The 15,315-nt window shown below is 62.1% G+C and carries 18 protein-coding genes and 3 pseudogenes; 14 read left to right on the top strand and 7 right to left on the bottom strand.

The genetic code is table 11. The features are described 5' to 3' along the window. From P1X16_RS29595 to P1X16_RS29560, 8 genes and pseudogenes are all read left to right on the top strand, one after another. Positions 1-391 (top strand): transposase (locus P1X16_RS29595; RefSeq protein ID WP_277236376.1); only part of this gene is annotated, 391 nt, incomplete at its 5' end. A 4-nt stretch (positions 392-395) separates the two neighbouring features. Then, a pseudogene (locus P1X16_RS29590) lies at positions 396-842 on the top strand (IS3 family transposase); the annotation flags it as partial. Positions 843-1,008: 166 nt separating this feature from the next. Continuing rightward, entirely contained in the window at positions 1,009-1,560 is a 552-nt protein-coding gene (locus P1X16_RS29585) for a DUF4158 domain-containing protein (RefSeq protein ID WP_044518448.1), read from the top strand. 5 nt (positions 1,561-1,565) lie between these two features. Next, complete coding sequence (locus P1X16_RS29580; protein ID WP_082017271.1) at positions 1,566-2,678, top strand: histidine kinase; 1,113 nt, start codon at positions 1,566-1,568, stop codon at positions 2,676-2,678. Continuing rightward, entirely contained in the window at positions 2,675-3,454 is a 780-nt protein-coding gene (locus P1X16_RS29575) for a LytTR family DNA-binding domain-containing protein (protein ID WP_044518450.1), read from the top strand. Before P1X16_RS29580 ends, P1X16_RS29575 begins: the two co-directional genes overlap by 4 nt. Positions 3,455-3,583: 129 nt before the next feature. After that, positions 3,584-4,039 (top strand): DUF305 domain-containing protein, encoded by a 456-nt coding sequence (locus tag P1X16_RS29570; protein ID WP_065814192.1) that lies wholly within the window; start codon positions 3,584-3,586, stop codon positions 4,037-4,039. Between the two features lie 133 nt (positions 4,040-4,172). Then, positions 4,173-5,579 (top strand): YncE family protein, encoded by a 1,407-nt coding sequence (locus tag P1X16_RS29565; RefSeq protein ID WP_044518525.1) that lies wholly within the window; start codon positions 4,173-4,175, stop codon positions 5,577-5,579. A 42-nt stretch (positions 5,580-5,621) separates the two neighbouring features. Further along, positions 5,622-7,094 (top strand): hypothetical protein, encoded by a 1,473-nt coding sequence (locus tag P1X16_RS29560; RefSeq protein WP_089334421.1) that lies wholly within the window; start codon positions 5,622-5,624, stop codon positions 7,092-7,094. 102 nt (positions 7,095-7,196) lie between these two features. Here the strand turns inward: P1X16_RS29560 and P1X16_RS29555 are convergent, their stop codons facing one another. From P1X16_RS29555 to P1X16_RS29535, 5 genes are all read right to left on the bottom strand, one after another. After that, entirely contained in the window at positions 7,197-7,415 is a 219-nt protein-coding gene (locus tag P1X16_RS29555; RefSeq protein WP_277236377.1) for a DUF202 domain-containing protein, read from the bottom strand. Positions 7,416-7,493: 78 nt separating this feature from the next. After that, complete coding sequence (locus tag P1X16_RS29550) at positions 7,494-8,156, bottom strand: MBL fold metallo-hydrolase (RefSeq protein WP_089334419.1); 663 nt, start codon at positions 8,154-8,156, stop codon at positions 7,494-7,496. Between the two features lie 62 nt (positions 8,157-8,218). Further along, positions 8,219-9,289 (bottom strand): putative sulfate exporter family transporter, encoded by a 1,071-nt coding sequence (locus P1X16_RS29545; protein ID WP_230687945.1) that lies wholly within the window; start codon positions 9,287-9,289, stop codon positions 8,219-8,221. A 283-nt stretch (positions 9,290-9,572) separates the two neighbouring features. Beyond that, on the bottom strand, positions 9,573-10,484 hold the full coding sequence (locus P1X16_RS29540; RefSeq protein ID WP_073285409.1) for a LysR substrate-binding domain-containing protein: 912 nt from the start codon (positions 10,482-10,484) through the stop codon (positions 9,573-9,575). An 88-nt stretch (positions 10,485-10,572) separates the two neighbouring features. Then, positions 10,573-10,713 (bottom strand): hypothetical protein, encoded by a 141-nt coding sequence (locus tag P1X16_RS29535; protein WP_179225616.1) that lies wholly within the window; start codon positions 10,711-10,713, stop codon positions 10,573-10,575. Between the two features lie 448 nt (positions 10,714-11,161). Here P1X16_RS29535 and P1X16_RS29530 point away from each other — a divergent pair. Continuing rightward, positions 11,162-11,536, top strand: a pseudogene (locus P1X16_RS29530) (integrase core domain-containing protein); the annotation flags it as partial. A gap of 182 nt (positions 11,537-11,718) precedes the next feature. Further along, positions 11,719-11,847 (top strand): hypothetical protein, encoded by a 129-nt coding sequence (locus tag P1X16_RS29525; RefSeq protein ID WP_262490745.1) that lies wholly within the window; start codon positions 11,719-11,721, stop codon positions 11,845-11,847. A 142-nt stretch (positions 11,848-11,989) separates the two neighbouring features. Here the strand turns inward: P1X16_RS29525 and P1X16_RS29520 are convergent, their stop codons facing one another. Together P1X16_RS29520 and P1X16_RS29515 are read right to left on the bottom strand one after the other, a co-directional pair. Next, entirely contained in the window at positions 11,990-12,730 is a 741-nt protein-coding gene (locus tag P1X16_RS29520; protein ID WP_089334418.1) for an SDR family oxidoreductase, read from the bottom strand. A gap of 463 nt (positions 12,731-13,193) precedes the next feature. Next, positions 13,194-13,346 (bottom strand): hypothetical protein, encoded by a 153-nt coding sequence (locus tag P1X16_RS29515; protein WP_167855335.1) that lies wholly within the window; start codon positions 13,344-13,346, stop codon positions 13,194-13,196. A gap of 322 nt (positions 13,347-13,668) precedes the next feature. Here P1X16_RS29515 and P1X16_RS29510 point away from each other — a divergent pair. From P1X16_RS29510 to P1X16_RS29495, 4 genes and pseudogenes are all read left to right on the top strand, one after another. Then, positions 13,669-14,283 (top strand): annotated as a pseudogene (locus P1X16_RS29510) (recombinase family protein). A gap of 81 nt (positions 14,284-14,364) precedes the next feature. Further along, complete coding sequence (locus tag P1X16_RS29505; protein WP_089334415.1) at positions 14,365-14,568, top strand: hypothetical protein; 204 nt, start codon at positions 14,365-14,367, stop codon at positions 14,566-14,568. Between the two features lie 10 nt (positions 14,569-14,578). Further along, positions 14,579-14,977 (top strand): hypothetical protein, encoded by a 399-nt coding sequence (locus P1X16_RS29500; RefSeq protein WP_089334414.1) that lies wholly within the window; start codon positions 14,579-14,581, stop codon positions 14,975-14,977. 117 nt (positions 14,978-15,094) lie between these two features. Beyond that, positions 15,095-15,241, top strand: coding sequence for a hypothetical protein (locus P1X16_RS29495; protein WP_179225615.1), 147 nt, complete (start codon positions 15,095-15,097; stop codon positions 15,239-15,241). Positions 15,242-15,315 lie beyond the last annotated feature (74 nt).

The raw sequence follows: 15,315 nt of genomic DNA, 5'->3' as shown, positions 1-15,315 counted from the left end.
CACCGTGCTGGGCTTGTGGCAGGCCAAGGCCCCGGGCCAGCCGCTGACCAGCTACGTGCTGCCCGGCGCGCTGACGGCCGACCTATTCGTGGCCGCGCTGGACGAGTACAGCCAAGCGCTGTCCGGTCCGACCGTGCTCGTGCTCGACAACGCCTCGGTGCACCGCGCCGCCTGCGTGCAGGCCCGCCACGGGGTGTGGGCCGCGCGCGGCTTGCGCTTACAATTCCTGCCTGCCTACTGCCCCGAGCTGAACCTGATCGAAATCCTCTGGCACCGCTGCAAGCACTACTGGCTCACCCCGGACGACTATCGCACCGAGCAAACCCTACGCGACAAGCTCGACCACCTCATGCCCAGAGTCGGAACTGAGTATACGGTTACTTTTAGCTGACCACTTAATCGACGCTTACCGCATTTCCGCTCGGCGCGCCTGCCGAGTCATTGGTTTGCAGCGCGCGAGCTTCGCCTATCAAGCACGTGGACGCGATGATACCGTTTTGCGCCAGCGCTTGCGGGAGTTGGCGCAAGTGCGAGTGCGCTACGGCAGTCAGCGCCTCTATATCCTGCTACGCCGGGAAGGCTGGCTAGACAATCATAAGCGCGTGCATCGTCTTTACTGCTTGGAAGGCTTGAACTTGCGTAGCAAGCGCCCACGGCGCAATCGGGCCGCGGCCCACCGGCTAGAACGTCTCCCACTGGGCCGCCTGCATCAGAGCTGGAGCATGGATTTTGTGGCCGATAACCTCTTCGATGGCCGCAAAATCCGCGCCTTAACGATAGTCGATAATTTTAGTCGCCAGTGCCTGGCCATTCACGTGGGGCAGTCGCTGAAAGGTGAAGATGGCCTTGGTTAAAAGTTTGGTACAAAAGTTAATCGGCGGCCTTGGCAGCGGCTGGCTTTCGGTGGGCGTGGATGACCACTTTACGGTGGCGTAAGTACTTATAAAGGGTAACCTTCGTTTTAGTGAACAAGCCAGCTGGCTATTTTTAGGATTTCCTTCCTGCTCCATGGCCCGCTACTTGTTTTTACTCGACGCGACCCAGCGCCGTGCCTTCGACCAGCCCCCTGTTTTCAATCCGCCCCAGCGGCAGCTCTTCTTTGCGTTGCCCGACTGGGCCACCCGGTCTCTGGCTACGCTGCTGGCCCCGCACAGCCGGGGCGGCTTCGTACTGCAGGTCGGCTACTTCAAGACGACGGGGTGCTTCTTTCCCGTGGACCGGTTCCTGGCGACTGACCAGGCGTACGTGCAGCAGCGTTACCACTTGGGAGCGGTGGAGTGGACGCGCTACGGCAAGGTCACCCGCTTTAACCACCAGCAGCAGATTCTGCAGCAATTCGGGGTTCCGCCCTTCGAGCAGGTCGAAGCCGCCGTGCGCCAGCAAGTGACGCATTTCGCCCGCCTATTAGGACCGCCTTTTTCCGTATCTATTCAGGCACTGTCCTGCCTGCTTTGGCTGAAATCATTTTCTCCGATGCTGACCCGAAGGCCCGTTGACCCGCTAAAAAGGCCATCCTGGAGGCCAGGCCAGCGCGGCGGCGGCGGGTTTCGCTACCTTTAAAGCGCATGAGTACGACCGCACGGCCCCTGGAACGGCAACTATCTCCGCCCCTGGTGAGCGGCTCCACCATTGCCCTGGCGTGGCTGCTGTTCAGCGGGTTCATGGTGCTGCTGATTTTTGTGCAGAACCTCTCGGCCGGCACGCCCACTGACTGGCGCGAGGCCCTGGGCGGGCGGCTGTTGCACGGCCTGATTTGGGGCCTGCTCACGCCAGTGGTGTTCGCCCTGGCGGCCCGCTTCAACCTCACCGAACGCCGGCACCGCCTCTGGCACCTGCTGGCCCACGCGGCGGCTAGCTACGTCCTGACCCTGGTGTACCGCCTGGGCTACGCCGCCGTGATGCACGGCAGCGGGGCCACGCCGGGCGGCTTCTCCCTGCATACCGTTGTGGCCAATGCCAACAACTGGGTGCCCATCTACTGGATGCTGCTGTGCATCGCCTACGCCGTGCAGTACCGCGAGCGGTACCGCGAAGGCCGGGTGCGGGCCGCCCAGCTCGAAACCCAGCTGGTGCAGGCCCAGCTGCAGGCCCTGAAAATGCAGCTTCAGCCGCACTTTCTCTTCAACTCGATGAACGCCGTCTCAGCCCTGATGACCCAGGACGTGAAGGCCGCCCGGCGCATGTTGGCCCAGCTCAGCCAGTTTCTGCGGCTGGTGCTGGAAGGCACCGACGAGCAGGAGGTGACCCTGGAACAGGAGCTGCGCCTCACGCGCCTCTACCTCGAAATCGAGCAAACCCGCTTCCCCGACCGGCTAGCCGTGCGCTACGACATCGCCCCCGATACCGAGGGCGCGCTGCTGCCTGCCCTGCTGCTGCAGCCGGTGGTGGAAAACGCCGTGCGCCACGGCCTGGCGCCCCGCGCCGGGGCCGGCGAGCTGGCCGTGCGGGCCGAAAAACAGGGCGACCGACTCGTGCTGCAAGTGCACGACAACGGCCAGGGCGCGGCCGATACCGCCGCCCGGGGCATCGGCCTGCGCAACCTGGAAAGCCGCCTGACTACGCTCTACGGCCCAGACTACGCCCTGGCGGTGGAGTCGGCCCCGGCGTGCGGCTACTGCCTGCGCCTGTCCATCCCGTTCCGGCTGGCAGCGGCCGGGGTTACGCATCTATCCGCATGAGGCCCATCCGCACGCTGCTGGTCGACGACGAGCCGCTGGCGCGCAGCCTGCTGCGGGAGCTGCTGGCCGATTTTCCGGCGCTGACCGTGACGGGCGAAGCCGCGAACGGCACCGAAGCCTTGGCCGCCCTGCAAACCGGCGCGTACGACGTCGTCTTTCTCGATGTGCAAATGCCCGACCTCGATGGCGTGCAGGTGCTGGGCCGGCTGCGGGAAGCCGGCCAGCCGCTCCCGCTGGTGGTGTTCGTGACGGCCTACGACCAGTACGCGGTGCAGGCCTTCGCGCTCCACGCTGTCGATTACCTGCTCAAACCGCTGGACCCCGACCGGTTTGCCGACTGCGTACGCCGGGTGCAGCAGCAGCTACGCCTGCGCCAGTACCAGGCCCGCGTCCCCGAGCTGGAGGCCCTGCTGCACAGCTGGACCGCCCCGGCAGCTGACTACCAGGACCAGTTCCTGGTGAAGCTGCCGGAGCGCAGCTTCTTCGTGCCGGCCGCCGAGGTGTGCTACTTCGAGGCCAGCGGCAACGGCGTGCAGCTACACGCGGCCGGCCGGCACTACCCGCTGCGCACGGCCCTGGGCCAGCTGGCCGAGCGGCTCGACCCGGCCGTGTTCCTGCGCATCCACCGCTCGTGCATCGTCAACCCGGCCCACATCGTGGACTTCAGGCACTGGTCGCACGGCGAGTACCTGTTTCGCATGGCCAACGGCCAGCACGTCACCTCCTCGCGCAGCTACAGCGCCGGCGTACAGCAGCTGCTCAAGCGATTTGCCTGAGCCGGCCCGGAACCTGGAAGGCCAGTTCACCCCGGGATAGGTCCAGTTGGCCCGTGTCGGGCGTTCATTTTTGGAAGTTGCCCGTTAGTGCACCAGCCCCCCACTCATGGGACGGCAACAGCGCACGACATGACCAAACCCTTCCTCTTTTTGCTGGCCTTCACCTTCGGCGGAGTCGCGACGGCCCGCGCCCAACACCATACCCCGGCTGGTACTACATCAATGCCGGGCACGACCCACTCCATGACGGGCATGACCGGCCTGAAGATGGACCACACAGCCGCGCCCGGCACCCCGGTCGCCGCCTTCCAGCACGGCATGGATTCGGTGATGGTGGTGATGGACGAGGGCATGCGCCGCATGGAGGGGGCCCGCCCCGACGACATCGACGCCAGCTTCGCGGCCATGATGCTGCCCCACCACCAGGGGGCCGTGGACATGGCCCGTCTGCAGTTGCTGTACGGCAAGGACCCCGCCCTGCGCCGCCTGGCCCAAAGCATCATCGCCGAGCAGCAGGTCGAGATTCAGCAGATGGCTGCCTGGCTGAAACAGCACCCCGTGGGCACGCAGAATCCTGGCAAATAGTACCTAATTCCGTTTAAACCGTCATGCTGAGCTTGTCGCAGCATCGCTACCGCTTCGTTGAAGAAGTGTTGATTAGTAAAGAGGTAGCGATGCTGCGACTTCGTTCAGCATGACGTTCTTTTTTCCCTATCCCATGAAATTCCCTCTCCTCCCCGGCCTGCTGCTCATTTCCAGCGTGGCGGCGGCTCAGGTCGTCAGCCACCGCGACCGGGTGTACACCGCCGACCAGATTTCCAACACCGTCTCGGTTATCGACCCCATGGATAACAAGCTGCTGGGCCAGATTATTCTGGGTAAGCCGCAGCCCGACTTGCTCTCGGCGCTCTACAAGGGGCAGGCGCTGGTACACGGCCTGGGTGCTTCGTCCGACCATAAGCTGCTGGCCGTGGTGTCGGTGGGCTCCAACAACGTGACCTTCATCGAAACGGCCACTAACGTCATCAAAGGCAGCGTGTACGTGGGGCGGGCCCCGCACGAGGCCACCTTCCGGCCCGATGGCAAGGAGGCCTGGATAACGGTGCGCGGCGAGGACTACCTATCGGTGATTGACGTGGCCACGATGCGCGAAACCCGCCGTGTGCCCGTGCCCAACGGCCCCGGCCAGATTGCCTTCAGCCCCGACGGCAAGCGCGCCTTTGTGTGCTCCAGCTTCTCGCCCGAGCTGGCCGTGGTGGACGTGGCCACTTACAAAGTCATCAAAAAGGTGCCGGTGGTGAGCCCCTTCTCGCCCAACATCTTCCCCACCAAAGACGGCCAGCAAATCTGGTTCACCCACAAGGATGTGGGCAAGGTATCGGTACTGGATACCAAGACGCTCACCATCAGCGGCGTGCTGACAACCGGCCCCGTCACCAACCACGTGGCCACGGTGGATGTGGCGGCCGGCAAGCTGGCCTACGTGACCGTAGGCGGCGAGGACGTAGTGAAGGTGTACAGCCGCGCCCCGGGCTTCAAGCAGCTGGCCACCATTCCGGTGGGGGCTAATCCGCACGGCATCTGGCCCTCGGGCGACGGCAGCCGGATGTACGTGGGCCTGGAAAACGGCGACTCCGCCGTGGCCATCAGCACGGCCAGCAACCGGGTGCTGGCCAAAATCAAGGTAGGCCAGGCCCCAATGGCGCTGATGTACGTGCCCAACGCCGTGCCTGCCGGCGCGGCCACAAACACCGGCCTCGGCCGGCAGCTGGTTGACCAGCCCGCCGTGGTGCGGACGCTCAAGCCGCCCACCGCTGGCCCCGCCACCGGCACCATGACGCTGCGCTCGGAAGGGCTGGTGGATTTGGCCACCTTCGCCCTGCGCGGCCTGACGCCGAACACCGACTACGACATCTTCCTGACCAGCGGCACCAAAGCGCCCTACGCGCGCGACTACGCCCTGACCACCGTGCGCACCGATGCCAAAGGCGGGGCCATGGGCCAGGCCCTGGGGCCGGTGCAGCGCATCGCGGGCGGCGAGTTGAACCCAGCGGGCAAAAAGTTTTCGCGGGTAATCGTCGCACCCAAAACCACTGACGGTGAACCCGCTTTACTGGCCGAATAGTCCGGCTTAGACTGGGCGGCAAAACCAGCATTTCATCCCTCCATGCGCATCACTACCTTATCCACCTGGGCCCTGGCAGCCACGCTGTTGCTCGGGGCCTGCTCGAAAAAGAACAGCGAGGAAACCGAGCCCGACATGGTCATTCCGCCCGACCCCGGCCCCATCGCAGCCAGCGCCGCCGACCGGGTGTACCTGGCCGACCAGTCATCGAACACGGTGTCGGTGCACGACCCGAGCACCAACCGGCTGCTGGGCGTGATTCGCTTGGGCAAGGGCCGGCCCGAGTTTCTGAGCCCGCTCTACGACATGGAGTCCAACGTGCACGGGCTGGGGGTGTCGCCCGATGGCAAGACGCTGGGCGTGATTGCCACCCTCACCAACGCGGTGATTTTTATCGACCTAGCCACCAACACCGTCAAGGGCAAGGTATACGTGGACCGCAACCCCCACGAGGGCTTTTTCACGCCCGACGGCAGACAGTTCTGGGTGGCGGTGCGCGGCAAGGATTACGTGACGGTGATTGACGTGGAGAAAATGCAGGTGGTGAAAAACATTGCCACCGAGCACGAGCCGAGCATGGTCGTGTTCCGGCCCGATGGCAAAGTGGCCTTCGTGGACCACTCCGAAACCGCTACGCTCGACGTAATTGATGTGAAGAAGCGCGAGGTCATTGCCCGGGTGCCGGTGGTGAGCAAGTTCTCGCCCAACCTGGTGGTGACCGAGGACGGCCAGCAGGTCTGGATGACCCACAAAGACGTGGGCAAGGTGACCGTGGTGAACGCCCAGACCTACGCCGTGGAAGGCGTGATTGACACCGGCCCCGGCACCAACCATGTGAACATGGCCGGCACCGGCGGCGGCACCCGCTTCAGCGGGGCCAGCGCCGGCGACTTCGCTTACGTAACCGTGGGCGGCGAAAACGCGGTGAAGGTGTATTCGCGCCAGCGCCAGCTGCTGGCCACTATCCCGGTGGGGGCCAACCCGCACGGCGTGTGGCCCAACGGCGACGGCAGCAAGCTCTACGTGGGCCTGGAAAACGGCGACGCGCTGGTCAGCATCGACACCAAAACCAACACCAAGCTCACCGAAACCGGCAGCGGCCAGGCCCCGCAGGCCCTGCTCTACGTGGTGAAAGCCGGCGGTGGCAGCCCCGGCGCCAGTGGGCTGGAAGCCTTCACGCCGGTGACGCCGGTGAACATCCGCCTGGTGCCCGTGGGTACGCAGCCGGTGCCCGGCGTGGGCGGCGGGGCCACCATCCGCCCCACCGAAGACCTCGACGAAATGGTACTGGCCCTCAAGCAGCTGGCCGCCAACACCACCTACACCCTGTACCTGTCGGACAGCAAAACCGCATTGGTGGCCCCGGAGCCGGTCATTTCCTTCAAAACCGATGATGGTGGCGCAGTCGAAGTCAACGCCTACTACCAGATTCGGCTGCGGCTGGCGGGCCGGTTCGCCGTGGTGGTGCTCGGCGACAAAAACCCGGCCGGCGCGGTCACGCTCACGCAGCCGTAAGCCGGCTGCTGACCAAAAAGGCCCCTGGTGCATGACGCATCAGGGGCCTTTTTTAGGGGTGCAAACGCTTTTGCTTCGGGTAGCACCGGGGGGGGGGGTTGCTCAACTACCGCCGCCAGCCACTAGCTGGCAGGCCGCCAATTCCCGGCGGTGCGCCCGAAAGCGCAGCAGCCCGACCGTCAGCACCAGCCCCGCCACGGCCAGCGCGGAGTAACCCAACCGGCCGCCCCGCTCGGGGTGAAACTGAAGGAGCGCCAGCCCGAAGCCCACCAGCGCCAGGCTGGTGCGCACGTAGGTGAGCAAAGTGCGCTCATTGGCCAGCCGGGTCCGTTGCAGGGCCAGCCGGTCCGAGAGGGCGAGTGGGTTGGTGGGGGGGGGGTAGCGGCATAAGGGAGTAGGCTACGGGAGGGTAATGGCATCGCCCGGTTCGGCCAGCCGGTGAAACACGATGCCGTGCTTCTCAAAATACGGCCCGTAGTTCTCGTAGCGCTGCTGGATGAAGAAGGGCTTGAGGTAGCCGTCGTGTACGGGCAAAATTTGCCTGGGACGCATTTTCAGGGCGAAATCGGCCACCACCAGCTCCGTGAGAAAAGGCGCGGTGACGGGCAGCAGGAGCATTTCCACCCCCGCGAAGGGCAACAAATTGTTAGCAAAAGAGTCGGCGGGATTTAGCACCTTGCCATTCACCAGCCAGGCGGTCATTTGCGGCAAGGGGCTGTCGAGAATGGCCTCGTGCTGCACCGGAAGGGCCAGCAGCTGAAACACGCCCAAGTCTAGGCGACCTTCCTCGTGGATTTGCACCGTGAGGCCGTGCGCTTGCAGTTCGGTTGCCACCTCGCGGTTAGAGATGATAATGACCTGACGCAGGGCCACGATTTTCTGCAGCGCCGCCACGTCGAGGTGGTCGGGGTGGTTGTGGGTGATGATGATGACCGATACGTCTTTGAAAACCTCGGGGTGCACCAAGCCTTCGATGAAGGAAAACTTGCCCGGGTCGAAAAGAATCTGTTGGCCGTCGAGTTCGAACAGCAAACAGGAATGAATGTATTTGGTGATGCGCATGGCATTGAAAATGAGGTTGTTCTAGCTGCTTCGGTAGTCCAACTTCCTCCGTGCGCTTTGCGCTATACCGTGTGCAGAATCACGTAGAGCGAGCCAGTCGAAATCACCAACCAGAGCAGGATGCCCAGCACGTAGGGCTTGATGCCCACCGAGCGCACCACCTTGGCCGACAGGCCCGCGCCGATGAAAAACAGCGTCACCGTGAGGCCGATTTTGGCCAGGTTCACCATCACCGGGCCCAGGGGCTTGGCGGCGGGCACGAAGGTGTTGAGCAGCATGGCGGCGATGAAGCCGAAGATGAAATAGGGAATTTTCACCTTGACGCCCTTCTGCTTGAAAATCATGGCCGTGCCAATGGAAATCGGGATAATCCACAGGGCCCGGGCCAGCTTCACGGTGGTGGCTACTTCCAGGGCTTTATTGCCGTAGGCGGCCGCCGCGCCCACCACCGAACTGGTGTCGTGGATGGCAATGGCGCACCAAAGGCCGAACTGGTTCTGAGTCATGGCCAGCGCGTGGCCGATGGGCGGGAAGGCAAACAGGGCCAGCGCGTTGAGCACGAACACCGTGCCCAGGGCCACCGACATCTCCTCGTCCTTGGCCCGCAGCACCGGCCCGATGGCCGCGATGGCCGAGCCGCCGCAAATGGCGGTGCCGCACGAAATCAGATGCACCACGTGCCGGCCCAGCCCCAACCACCGGCCCACCACCAGGCCCAGCAGCAGCGTGCCGAAGATGGACACCACCGTGAACAGGATGCCCTCCTTGCCGGCCTGCACCGCCGCGTGGGCGTTCATGCCGAAGCCCAGCCCGATAACCGAGAACTGCAGCAGCTTGGCCGTGGCCTTTTTGGTTTGGGTAGTGAAGGGGTTGCCGATGGTCTGGGCCAGCACCAAGCCCAGGGCCAGGGCAATGGGCGGCGAGGCCCAGGGCGTGAGGCAGAACACGAAGAACAGCACGAACACCACCTGCTTCAGGGTGAAATCCTGCCCGAACAGCACGCGGGGCGTGTGCAGGTGGCGGAAGAAGCCGGTGGTTTCGTTGAATTCAGGAGCGGCCGGTTCCTGCGCCGGAGCGGGAGCGAGCGGCGAATCAGGGGCTTGCGGAGTTGCGGAATGAACCGGGAGTGCCATGAGCGGGAGGGGGTTGTTTCTGAGGCAAATATACGGCGACCCCTACGCAAAGGATTATCCAATCGTGTTATCCTGCATAACCAAAAGTTATTTATAGAATAGCTGATTTTTGCATTCCCGCCAGTCTTGAGCCGCCCGGATGGCCGTGGCAGCAGTTGTTACGGCACCGGCAGACCTGTGCCATCGCCAATCTGCCGTTGGACGAACCACCCGGTTCACCTCCTGCTGTATAAGTACAGCCGCTGCCAGCTGACACCGAATGGTTATCCGGCATCGCCAGCCTTTATTTGGCCCCCTTGAATTGCCCCTGCACGAAGCTCAGAAACCGCTGGGCCGGCCGGGCCAGCACCTGTCCCTGCACCCAGAGTGCCTCGAACTGCCGGGCCAGGTGCAGCCCTTTGATGGGCACGATTTCGAGCAGTCCAGCCGCCAGCTCGCGGTCCAGGGCCCGGCGCGACACGAATCCCAGGGCCGCCGGCGCGGCTTCGAGGTAGCGCTTGATGGCTTCCGTATTGTCCAGGTAAAGGGCTACGGAAAGGCTGCTGAGCTTAATGTGCTGCGCCCGCAGAGCAAATTCGAGAATTTCCAGCGTGCCCGAGCCCCGCTCGCGCAACACCAGCGGGTGGGCCAGGGCCTCGGCCAAGGACAGCGGCGTGGCGAGCGGGGAACCGGGCGCGACGCGGCGCACGGCCACCAACTCGTCGGGCAGCAACGGCTCGTAGTGCAGGTCGTGGCTTTTGGTGCGGCCTTCTACAAAGCCCAAATCCAGCTCGCCGCGTAGTAGGGCATCGGCAATGCGCTCGGAATTGGCGTTCAGGAACGAGAGCTGCACCTGCGGGTAGCGGGCCTGAAAGGCGGGCAGCAACCCCGGCAGCACGTACTGGGCCAAGGTGGTGCTGGCCCCCAGGCGCAGGCGGCCGGCGGCCTCTTCGGGGTCACGCAGGGCCAGGAGCTGGTCTTCGAGCTGCTGCTGGGCGGCGGCGGCGGCATCGGCGTGGGCGTGCAGCAGGCGGCCGGCCTCGGTGAGGCTCACGCGGTTGCCGCGCCGCTCCAACAGGCGCTGGCCGTACTGGGCTTCCAGCTCACGAATGTGCTTGGTGACGGCCGGCTGGCTCACAAACAGCTCCTGCCCGGCCTTGGTAAAGCTCAGATGCCGGGCCACGGTGGCAAATACGCGCAGACGAAAATCGGACATGGCGGCAAGGTAGGCAGTTTGCTATAACCTCGGGGCGGACCCTCCCCGCTCATTTCGGGCACTCATCCGCCCACCCTGCCAACGCCGCTTACCGAACCAGCTTCTCCAGCGCGGCCTTGAACTCGGGGGTGTAGTACGCGGCCATGCCGTCGTGGCAGGTGACCACCTGGCCGTCGGGGCCGATGATGACGGTGGCAAGAATGGAGTTGGAATCGAATGGGGCAGGCACTTCGGCTTTTCAGAGGCCGATATAGTACAGCGAGGCGAGGCCCAGCGAAAGCCTGACGAAGCGGATACTACCTTCCCAAGGCGCTGGTTTACGCCGAGGTGCAGCAGGTTGATAGACACGAAGTAGGCGAGAAATTGGTCGGACGCATTTCGGAGTGGCAGACACAGGTGTTTCGGTGCGCCGGGCGGAGCCGTGCCGGCCGCCTCCCTTACCATCCAGACCAAACTCCTTATCTCTCCCTCAATGGTCTACACTCCGTCGGCGAGGTACGGCGTACGCTGGCGCAGTACCAGCAACGGCTCAAGTTACGGCCAACCAAATGAGTGTAGTAAGCAGGTATAGGGTAACCAGAGCGTGACGCTGACGCAGCAGCATTAGCACAGCTTACTGCCCAACGTCCGTTCTAATTTGGCAAAGGGCGTTTAACCTTTGTACTAAACTTTTAACCAAGGCCGAAGATGTCGTGGCCGTGATGCAGCGCTTACAGCAGCAGTTAGGCGTAGTACCTGAGCGCATCCAAGTCGACAATGGCAGCGAGTTTATCAGCAAGGCCCTCGACCGCTGGGCCTACGACCAGCACGTGACGCTGGACTTCTCTCGGCCGGGCAAACCGACCGATAATCCGTACATTGAGTCGTTTAACGGCAGCTTCCGCGATGAATGCCTGAACGTGCATTGGTTTCTATCGCTGACCGATGCGCAAGATAAAATTGAGCAGTGGCGCCAAGAATACAATGGCTTCCGACCGCACAGCTCGCTACAGAATTTAACGCCCGATGAGGTAGTGGCTGCGGCTACTACTGTCGAGCTTCAGAATGCCTGATGCTCCACTTTCAACCGGCCCAGTAAATGGGAGCAGGTCAGTTGCCGAAGCGATACGCAACAGACTGCGTCGCCACCCGCGAACTGGAATGCGCTCGAGAATGCTCCTCATGACTGACATGTATGGACCGGGCCTTGTCACGCCGGTGATGCTCAGCACGAACTGGCCAGCCCGTTTAGCTTTTGTGCCAACCTTTTACCCAAGGCCAAGTTTCGGACGCGGTGCTCGATGCGCCGGGCTCACTTATCATTCAGGAAGCGGGCAACCGGACGTTCTCGATGCAGACCGCGCTGCACGAGCTGCTAAAATAGCCAGCCTACCTACTATATTAAAGCGCCTGTCAGGCTGAGCTGGCGCAGCATTTTTTCGCGTGAGAAATCATATTTCTAACGGAAGATGCTGCGCCAGCTCAACCTGACAGGCGCTTTGAGCTACCAGATATGGACGACGTGCTTAAAACTCCTGCACCGTGGGGCGTAGCACAATTTCGTTGATATCTACCTCGGCGGGCTGCTCGATGGCGAACGCAATGGCCCGGGCCACTGACGACGCTGGAATAGCCTGTTTGTAGAACTCTACCACGCCCTTGGCACTTTCCTCGTGCGAGCTGCCGTGCTGTAGCTCCGACTCTACCGCGCCGGGCTCGATGCTGGTGACGCGAATGCTGCCGCCTACTTCGTGGCGCAGCCCGTCGGATATGGCCCGCACGGCGTATTTGGTGCCGCTGTACACGGTGCCGCCGGGGCTGAACACTTTGATGCCCGCCACCGACGAGATATTGATAAAGTGCCCGGACTTTTGCTGCTCGAACACGGGCAAGGCGGCCGCGATACCGTAGAGCACGCCTTTGATGTTGATGTCAATCATGCTGTTCCACTCGTCCACCTTGGTGGCACTCATGGGCGCAATGGCCATCAGGCCGGCGTTGTTGATGATAACGTCGAGGCGACCAAACGCTTCTACAGCCTTATCAACCAAGGCTTTTACTTCTTCGGCTTTGGTTACGTCGGTTTGCAGAATCTCTACCTTTCCGCCTGCGGCGCGAATATCGGCAGCAATTTTTTCCAGGTTTTCGAGGCGGCGCGCGCCTAGCACTACGGCGGCACCTTTGCTGGCCAAATGGCGAGCCGTAGTTTCGCCCAGCCCGCTGCTAGCGCCCGTGATGACGACTACTTTATTTTCGATATTCTCCATGATGTTCCTCGTTTGGCCTCGCTTTGCTTAAGGTGATGTGGGGAGAACCGGTAGCTACAGCAGTTGTTTCTTGGGTGGTGGTTTAATTTAAGGTGAGAGTGTAGTTATCGATAACGATTTTAATGCGGGCAGTATGGATTGCCAAACTTTTGCTAAAGGAGCAGGATTTGCGCACCAGCATACCGCACCGCTGCCGTAAGGAGCAATTACTAGCTTCGACAATACTGGTTTGCCCTTCGCCTTTCAGATACGGGCGGTGTCGCCAGCGGGGCAGCACGTTTGTATAGGCATTCTAGCGGTCGGTAAAATACCAGCAGTGGCGGCGGTAGCGACGCGGCAAGGCTTGCCACAGCCGCTGCGCCGTTTGAGCACTACGGTTGCCCAAAACCCACGCCACGATGCGCCGACTGGCGCGTTCGACCGCAAGCCAGAGCCAGACTTTATGCGCTTTACAGCGTTTTTTCTAAAACTTCTTCCGCCGCAGTCGGGGCAGCGGGGGCGAAGCTGCCCGCGCTTTTTTTAGCAGCTTAGCCACCGTCACGCGCGCCACGCCCGTGGCGTGCACAATGCTACGTTGGGAGTTGCGTTCTACGTAACAGTTTTTCCACCTGGGCATATTGGGCGGCTTTGGCGACAGCAGCGGGCGTAAAACGCGCTTGGTAGCCACAGGCTTTACACTGATATTCGGCATGCCCTTGGCTCGGACCATTGCGCCGAATAGGTTCGCTGCCACATTGGGCACATAGATGTTGCGTGTAAACCATAATCCCTCCTACGCTTTTCACCTCTTAATGGGGTTCTTTTGCCAAAAGGGCGGATTTACACGCTAAGCCCGGTTAGCAAAAAGGGTTATAGTACTGCCTGAGAAAGACTGATTCTACGCTGTAGAGCGGGTGCGTGCTGCCTATCAACAAGGAACTCCTTTTTGATAACCTCCGATGCCCGCCAACCCGACCGACCAGCCCACCCGCGTGGCGCTCTATGCCCGCGTCTCCCCCCTCGACAAAGGGCAGGCCCGGGAGACGCAGCTGCGCCCCCTGCGCGAGTACGCCCAGCGCCGCGGCTTTGCCGTTGTCGATGAATACGTGGACTAGGCCTCGGGTACCAGCGAGGAATGAACTCAGTACAAACGGATGATGGTGGCGGCCAAGAACCGGTAGCTCGACGCGGTGCTGGTCCGGCGCTACGACCGCTTTGCCCGCTCGACCCAGGCGCTGGTCAACGCGCCGAAGGAATTCCAGAGCCCAGGGGTGGACTTCGTCTCCTACCAGGAAAACATCGACACGACCACGCCCATGGGCGAGTTGGGGTTCCACGTCATGGCCTCGCTGGCCCTGTTTGAGCGCGCGCTCATCAGCCAGCGCGTGCGCGCCGGCATGGCCCGGGCCAAAGCCCAGGGCAAGCATGTGGCCCGGCCGCCACTGGCCCAGTCTAAGCAGGAGGCCATTGCGCAGCTTCTGCGCAATGGCTTATCTATGAATCAAGTCATCAAGCAGTTAGACCTGGCCTATGGCACCGTCTACAATTACGCCCAGAAGCTAAAAAGTGCTTAGCGTGTAAATCCGCCCTTTGGGAAGAAGAACCCCTGTTAGCCATGGACTCGGAGGTTTTACCCTATTTGTTTAACAACACCCATGGATTTGCGCAGCAACAAGGCCAAAGTAAACCGCATGAAAATTACGCTCACGCCCAATGACACCTACACCGTGGAGTTTTACCGTCAGGTGCTAGTCGATTGGGAGCCGGTTATTTCCAACCAGCAGACTTTTGAAATGGTGTACGGGGAGGACTTGCCTAGCCTCTTTACCTCAGTAACGGGCTACGATACTCACCTCTAAGCGCCGCGCCATGAAAGCCCCCCGAGCCCTGACCATCGACTTAGAAGGCAAGCAAGTGAAGGTGTACCGCAACCTGAAATACAAGGACCAGGGCCTCTTTTCGGTGCAGTTCGGGGGGCTTGTGGTAGCCGTGCTTGAAACCGTGCAGCTAAGCAACGTGGTTTTTAAGGTCACAGAAACCGGCCGCCAGCGCGTGATAGCCAGTCGCCAGAAGAACGTTCACGCCTACGCCATTGGCACGTTTACCGCCACGCCGCAGCCCACCGCAACTGAGCCAATCAGCTATAACCCCTACCGCGCCGGGCATTTCTTCCGCATCGAGGACCAGGCCCCCATTCACAGCGCCACGGCGGTAGTGCTGAGCGAAGGCAAAGCCTACGCCAGTGCCCAAGCCAGCCTCTTATTCTAGCCCTGCTATGGCAAGATAGACCCCATTAGCTACGATTATCGGGAGGTAGCTTGCCCAGCTTGCGGAGCTAACGCCGGCAGCTATTGCAAGCGCCCCAGCGGCCACAGCGGGCCGATAGTGCAGCCGCGCCGAGCAGCCGCGCACCTGATGTGGCAGCAGGAGGAATTGACCAAGTACGGCCGCATCATTACCACATGGGACGAGGCCCCAGCAGCAGCCCCGGCCACCCCAGCACCGACCAGCGGCCAGCTTTCCCTTTTCTGAGTTTTACAATTGAAAAAAGATGTAAAAACTACATAAATAAAGTTGTATTTTTTACAACATTAAACCAGCCAAAA

It is taken from the genome of Hymenobacter sp. YC55 (genome assembly GCF_029433095.1).
In the GTDB taxonomy this organism is placed as follows: Bacteria; Bacteroidota; Bacteroidia; order Cytophagales; family Hymenobacteraceae; genus Hymenobacter.
The sequence above is the reverse complement of the archived record's forward strand: the minus strand, read 5'-3'. Positions and strand labels throughout refer to the sequence as shown.